Origin of the sequence: Pseudomonas sp. SG-MS2, assembly GCF_009933855.1 — a bacterium.
In the GTDB taxonomy this organism is placed as follows: Bacteria; Pseudomonadota; Gammaproteobacteria; order Pseudomonadales; family Pseudomonadaceae; genus Aquipseudomonas; species Aquipseudomonas putida_E.
In genome coordinates, this window is record NZ_MOMO01000023.1 from 21,466 (window position 1) to 28,099 (window position 6,634).

Genomic DNA, 6,634 nt, shown 5'->3' on the forward strand with positions numbered 1-6,634 from the left:
CGCCGTGGCCAACCTTCTCCATCATTTGATAAAGCGAACCTGTGAGTTGATTTTTTCGATCACCGAGCCTTTGCGCTCGTTGAAGCGCAGCTTGTTTTGCTCGAACAGGTTATTACCCTTGGTATCGATGGAGATAATCAACGGGCCAAACTCCCGCACGCGATTGACCCAAAGCGTTTCGGGCATTCCCAAATCTTGCCACTCAGCCCGCTCGATCTCTTCCACCTGGGTTGCGGCGAGTACTGCACAACCGCCGGGGAACACCGCATGCACAGCCTTGTTTTCCAGGCACCCAGTGGTTGTTTCGGGGCCCATGCCGCCCTTGCCGACGATCAGCTTTACGCCAGTCTGCTCAATGAATTCCTTCTCGAACTTTTCCATCCGCATGCTGGTGGTCGGGCCGATGGAAACCATCTCGAAGGTGCCATCGTCTTTCTCGCGCACGATCGGGCCAGCATGAAATATGGCCCCACCGCGCAAGTCGACCGGCAGTTCACGCTTGAGCTCGATCAGGCGACGGTGTGCCACGTCGCGACAGGTGACCAACTGCCCTGTCAGGTAAATCACATCACCAACGTTAAGGTCTGCGAGATCTTCGTCCTTGATCGGGGTGCTGAGGATCTTTTTCACAGAACAACTCCTTCGTGGGACAGAATGTCGTAAGACAGGTCGGCGTTGATACGGATCTTGCCGCGCCGGTGTGCCCAGCAACCAGTGGACACGGCCACGCCAATGGTTGATGGGTGGCGAGCGGACGATTCGATGTTCACGCCCATGACGCTGCTATTGCCGGTCAACCCTTGCGGACCGATACCAATCTCGTTGAGGCCCTCTTCAAGCAACTGCTCCATCAAGGCCGCACTTTCATTGGGGTGGCTGGAGTCCACCGGGCGCAGGATTGCCCGCTTGGACAGACGCGCAGCGGTTTCCACTGATGTTGACACGCCGACGCCAACCAGCAACGGCGGGCACGCGTTGATGCCCCGCGAGGTGATCACATCAAAGACAAATTCGGTGACGCCTTCATATCCTTGACCCGGCATCAACACTTTGGCCGAACCAGGCAGCGTGCAACCGCCACCGGCCATGTACACGTCCACGATTGCATAATCGGCGTTGGGGATGATCTCCCAATCCAGCCATGGAATTTTCGAACCGGTATTGGTACCCGTATTCTTTTCGATAAAGGTCTCTACCGCGTTGTGACGCAGCGGGCCCTTGATAGTGGCTTCCTTGGTGGCGTTCTCGAGGATGCCCTCAAGCTCGCTGAGCAAGGGGAAGCTCGCGCCTGCCGAGATGAAGTACTGGATCACGCCGGTGTCCTGGCAGCTCGGGCGGTCGAGTTTGTCGGCGTAGTCCTGGTTCTCAGCCATTGAGTCATAGACAGCAATGGCGAGCGGGTTGGTTTCCGCGGCCCGCAATTGCGCGGTTTTTTTCTTCACGTCGGTTGGCAGGCGTTTGCCGATATAGGCGGTAAACTTCGCCATCGTCTCGGTAAGCGATAGTACAGCTGACTCTTTATCCATCATTTTCTCCTCACAGCATCACTGGGCTATTCGTGCGGGCTCAAAAGGCCAGCTATTGGTGTTTGCACTGCTCGATTCGATGCACCTGATTGTTGCTCAGTCGAGTCTGGCGCCGCAGCTGGCTGAGTATTCAGGGCCAAGTCCATTTGCTTTTTATCGAGTGCTCCGACCCATTTGGCGATCGCCATGGTGCCAACTGCATTTCCGATCGTATTGGTGATAGCGCGGGCTTCGGACATGAAACGATCCACCCCGAGCAGCAGCACCATGCCGGCTACCGGAATCTTGTCCATCGTCGCCAGGGTGGCTGCCAGTGTGATGAAACCGGACCCGGTGACACCCGCGGAGCCCTTGGAAGTCAGCAACAACACGCCCAGCACGATCAATTGGTCCATTAGGGTCAGAGGCGTGTTGGTAGCTTGGGCGATGAAGATGGCTGCCATGGTGTAGTAGATGCACTGACCATCGGGGTTGAACGTCAGCCCGGACGGAATCACCAGGCCGACTACCGGCTTGGACACCCCTGCCTTTTCAAGTTTGTTCATCAGTTGCGGCACGACCGACTCTGAAGAACTGGTACCCAGGACAGTGAACAGTTCTTCCTTTAGGTACTTGAGAAACTTCCACAGGCTGAAGCCGGACAAGCGAGCGATGAAACCGAGCACGACCACGACAAACAGGAAACAGGTGACATACATAGTCGCCACCAACTTGCCAAGCGATACGATCGAACCCAGACCGTACTTGCCAATGGTGAAAGCCATGGCGCCAAACGCCGCCAGCGGTGCAAGCCGCATGATCATGCCGACAATGTAGAACATGCCGTGGGAGAAAGACTCCAGCACATCGACCATGGGTTTGCCACGCGGCCCCAGATGCGCCAACGCGATACCGAACAAGGTAGAGAACAGCAGAATCGGTAAAATCTGATTCTGTGCAAACGCATCGGTGATACTGGCCGGGATGATTTTCATCAAGAACTCAGTGATACCGTCGCCACCCTGTGCAGCCGAGGTGTAGGTAGCGATGCTGGAGGCGTCGAGGTGCGCCGCATCAATGTTCATTCCGGCGCCTGGCTTGACGAAGTTGACAACCAGCAGGCCCAGGATCAGGGCGAATGTAGAAAGCACTTCAAAGTAGATGAGCGCTCGAGCGCCCACACGGCCGAGCTCCTTCATGTTCTCCATCTTGGCGATGCCCAACACCACCGTGGCGAAAATGATGGGTGCGAATACCATCTTGATCAGCTTGATGAACGCATCGCCAAGCGGTTTCAGGTCAGTGCCGATATCCGGCCAAAAAACACCTAGCAATACACCGGTGGCCACCCCGATCAGTACTTGGACATATAACTTACCCAGAATGCTTTTCATGACAGGACCCCTGAATTTTTATTCTTGTCAGGTAATACCGAGAAGACAGATCAACGACCCGTCTCTCGGCGCATTGTCTAAATTACGGTTCTGTTCAATCAGCGATCAATCAGCGCGATGACCGCATCGGTGATCTGGCGAGTAGTCGCTGTGCCGCCCAGATCAGGGGTGTGCAGGCCACTTTCGGTGACTGCTTCGATGGCCGACATCAACTGCCTGGCGGCAGCCCCCTCACCCAGGTGCTCAAGCATCAATGCCGCAGTCCAGAGGGTCGCAATCGGGTTGGCTACGCCTTTGCCGGTGATGTCGAAGGCAGAACCATGGATAGGTTCGAACATCGAAGGGAATTGACGCGACGGGTTGAGGTTGGCGGTCGGTGCGATGCCCAAGCTGCCAGACAACGCGGCGGCCAGGTCGGACAATATGTCGGCGTGCAGGTTGGTGGCGACAATCACGTCCAGTGTGGACGGTTTTAGGACCATGCGCGTGGTCACTGCGTCAACCAGTTCCTTGTCGATCTTCACATCCGGGAAGTCCTTGGCGACTTCGTAGAAGATCTCGTCCCACAGCACCATGCCATGACGCTGAGCGTTGGACTTGGTCACCATGGTCAGTTGCTTGCGTGGGCGACTCTGTGCCAGCTGGAAGGCAAAGCGGTGAATGCGCTCGACACCGGCACGGGTAAATACCGATACCTCGGTAGCCACTTCTTCTGGCAGGCCGCGGTGCACGCGGCCACCATTACCGGAGTACTCACCCTCTGAGTTCTCACGCACGACGACCCAGTCGATCTGGTCGCCGTTATGCAACGGGCTTTTCACGCCCGGCAGTACACGAGCCGGACGCACGTTGGCGAACTGGTCTAAACCCTGGCAAATCGGCAGACGCAGGCCCCATAGGGAAATATGGTCCGGTACATTCAGGGCACCCACGGCACCGAAGAAAATAGCGTCGAAGGTTTTCAACTCCTCCAGCCCACCCTCAGGGATGTAATGGCCATTCTTCAGGTAGCTCTCCGAGCTCCAATCGAAGTCTTTGAAGGAGATTTCGAACCCACATTTTCTTGACAGCGCTTTCAGTACTTCAACGCCTGCGGCAATAACCTCAATACCAATTCCATCGCCTGGGACAGCTGCAATGTTGTACGCATGCATGAGTAGACACCTTCATTTGGATATTCTTGTTTTCCCTGCCGATCACACCAAGGCGACAGGATGTGGGCAGAGTGTAAGCAGAAATTCCAAGGAAATAAGCTACTCAAAATAACTTCAAAAGTTACTTGAGGTTATCAATCATGGGGCACATTCTGTACGAGCCCATCGTCGCTTCGAGCCAGCCATGAATCAGACATTTGACCTTTCGTTTTTCCACCTGCTCGCCACCCAGGGCAGCCTCGCGGCCACGGCACGCGAACTCGGCGTAACCCCCCCGGCAGTGAGCAAACGCCTGGCAGCGCTGGAGGCACGGTTTGGTGTTCGCCTGGTCAACCGCACCACCCGCTCGATGAGCCTGACCTCGGAGGGCGAGCTTTACTTTTCTCACGCTGCGCGCATCCTCACGCAAATCAATGAGGTAGAGCAGATGGTCGTCAGTAGCCGCGCGACGCCCAAAGGCCTTATCCGCGTGAACGCCTCCCTCGGCTTTGGTCGACGGCATATCGGGCCGGCCTTGGCAGCGTTCTTCAGCCGTTATCCGGAGGTGGAAATTCAGCTGGAAATCACCGACCATCCCTTGGATCTGGCAACCCACGGTTTTGACCTCGGGATCCGCTTCGGTACACTGCCGGATGCCGCATTCCACGCCCGCAAGATCGCCTCCAATCGCCGACTGGTGTGCGCCTCGCCGCTTTATCTGGAAAAGCACGGCACGCCGATGCGCCTGTCTGATTTGCAACAGCACAACTGCATCTTCATCCGGCAGAACGAAACGCCTTATGGCGTATGGAGTTTCACCACTGGCAGCCGTACGCAGAACATCAAGGTCCGCGGTGCCCTGGGCTGCAATGACGGGGAGGTGGCCCTGAACTGGGCGTTGGAAGGTTACGGGATACTGATGCGCGCCGAATGGGATATAGCCCGCTATGTACGCAGCGGCCGGTTGCGCCTGGTGCTGGAAGACGAAACACCAACCCGGGCGGATGTCTATGCGGTTTATCCTCAGCAGCTACACCTGTCAGCGCGGTTGCGCAGCCTTATCGACTTTCTCGTGGAGCGCTTCGCTCATATTGATCATGTGGAAGATGCCGAGTGAATGGCAGTTTGAGGTTGGGCGGTCTGAAACCCGTGACTACTCGACGCTCACAGTCAGCGCATGGCTGACCACGCCGTGACACCCGCATGCCAGCCGATGGCCCTGCAGCACCACCGGCTTACCGTTCATGCGTCGGCTTGGATGCCCCTCGATAAACGCAAAAACCCCTTTGTGAAGCGGGCAACTGGCCTTGTCGCCCAGCACCGCTGGCGTTTTACCGTTGACGGTGTGGGTGCCAGCCAGTTGGCATGACAGCACGCTGCCCCCGCTGCTGGTGGGGTCGCCCAGGCAGATGGGAGGGTTCATGCCTTGGGTCGCCCGACACTTGGGAGGCCATACTTGAAGGGGTCAGCACCACGGTTGCGCTGGTTCTTCACTTTGCGTGCCTCATCTGGCGGGCTGATCATCTGCACGGTGAGGCTGCCGTCGCTGCCGGCGTACACCACGGCACTGGCACCGCCGTCGTGGTAGCTGGCGATGGTGGCCAGGTTGATTTCCACCAGCGCGCTGCTGACGCCGGTATTGCCCAGGCGTCGACCGATGTCATAGCCCTCGTCGACATTGCTCACATCCAGGCCTTGGCCGTCGGTATTGAGGCTGTGCAAGGCGTTGGTCAGGGCGATTTCTGCCTCAGCGTTGTTAGTGGTGTCGTAGAACACGCGCACCGGTTTTTGCCCATCGGGCAGCGTGTCGAGGGCCTTGAGCCAACCTGCCTGCAAGGCCTTGGCCTGCAACGCGGGTTTGAGGCGCTTGCCGTGCTCGTCCTGCATGGAAACCTTGATCGGACGGTGCAGGTAGCCCAGCACTGGCGCTGCGTCGAACTCTTTCAGTTGGTGTTCGGCCCAACGCACGGGCAGCCAGGGCGACGGTTCGAAATGGCCTGGGCCACGATTGTCGATGGTCTTCCACAAGGTGGGCAGTTGCGATTGCCAGTAGGCGCTGGACATGGTTCCCGGGGCTAGCGAGGATTTAACGCCTTTAGCGTGCTCGGCAGCTTCATACCAGTCTATAAACGCCCTGTCCCGGTCCCAGTAAAACGCCCACAGCTTGCCCAGGTCAGAGTTTTTGTTCTGATTGTCCTCTGCGCCATGGGTGACAAATGGGCGAATGTAGCGATCCACTCGGTCCGAACGCGTGACCAACAGGCCAGTCATGCTTTCGTAGATCGTCGGAACTACGTGGCCATTTTGCAATCCCGGTGTGCCGGGTTTGCGATAGAGATTTCGCGTCACGTCACCGTCTTCGCTTGCGATCAAGGCTTGTGGCACCTTGGGATTATCGTCAAAAAACGTGAACAGTCGCTCGATCATACCTTGAGCATGCGTCGTGCTTTCGTTGTCTTGCCACAGGAACTGGGTAACGCCCAAGGTTGCAGCATTTCGGCCTGAATTGATCAGGCTCGCTGCGCTAGATGCGCTGTCGTAGGGGATCGTGTCCCGGGAAGTGGTGTAACTGAACCAGCCGAAGGCGCCCTGCGGGCGAAAG

7 protein-coding genes are annotated in these 6,634 nt (G+C 57.3%); 1 reads left to right on the forward strand and 6 read right to left on the reverse strand.

The window, feature by feature from the left end; all coding sequences use genetic code 11:
- Positions 1-21: 21 nt before the first annotated feature.
- From ttdB to BLX42_RS01995, 4 genes are all read right to left on the reverse strand, one after another.
- Positions 22-630 carry a L(+)-tartrate dehydratase subunit beta gene (gene ttdB / locus BLX42_RS01980; protein WP_115274734.1) on the reverse strand — a complete coding sequence of 203 codons (609 nt, stop codon included), beginning with the start codon at positions 628-630 and terminating at the stop codon, positions 22-24.
- Positions 627-1,526, reverse strand: coding sequence for a L(+)-tartrate dehydratase subunit alpha (gene ttdA / locus BLX42_RS01985; RefSeq protein ID WP_115274733.1), 900 nt, complete (start codon positions 1,524-1,526; stop codon positions 627-629). Before ttdA ends, ttdB begins: the two co-directional genes overlap by 4 nt.
- A 26-nt stretch (positions 1,527-1,552) precedes the next feature.
- Positions 1,553-2,899 (reverse strand): dicarboxylate/amino acid:cation symporter, encoded by a 1,347-nt coding sequence (locus BLX42_RS01990; RefSeq protein WP_161871032.1) that lies wholly within the window; start codon positions 2,897-2,899, stop codon positions 1,553-1,555.
- A gap of 98 nt (positions 2,900-2,997) precedes the next feature.
- Complete coding sequence (locus BLX42_RS01995; RefSeq protein ID WP_161871033.1) at positions 2,998-4,053, reverse strand: tartrate dehydrogenase; 1,056 nt, start codon at positions 4,051-4,053, stop codon at positions 2,998-3,000.
- Positions 4,054-4,237: 184 nt separating this feature from the next.
- Between BLX42_RS01995 and BLX42_RS02000 the strand changes: the two genes are divergently transcribed.
- Positions 4,238-5,149, forward strand: coding sequence for a LysR family transcriptional regulator (locus BLX42_RS02000; RefSeq protein WP_115274730.1), 912 nt, complete (start codon positions 4,238-4,240; stop codon positions 5,147-5,149).
- Positions 5,150-5,185: 36 nt separating this feature from the next.
- On the opposite strand, the gene BLX42_RS02005 is transcribed toward BLX42_RS02000, so the two are convergent.
- Positions 5,186-5,455, reverse strand: a complete 270-nt coding sequence (locus BLX42_RS02005; protein WP_161871034.1) for a PAAR domain-containing protein — start codon at positions 5,453-5,455, stop codon at positions 5,186-5,188.
- Positions 5,452-6,634: DUF2875 family protein (locus tag BLX42_RS02010; protein WP_256671907.1), on the reverse strand; the 1,183-nt coding region annotated here is incomplete at its 5' end. The genes BLX42_RS02005 and BLX42_RS02010, both read right to left, overlap by 4 nt.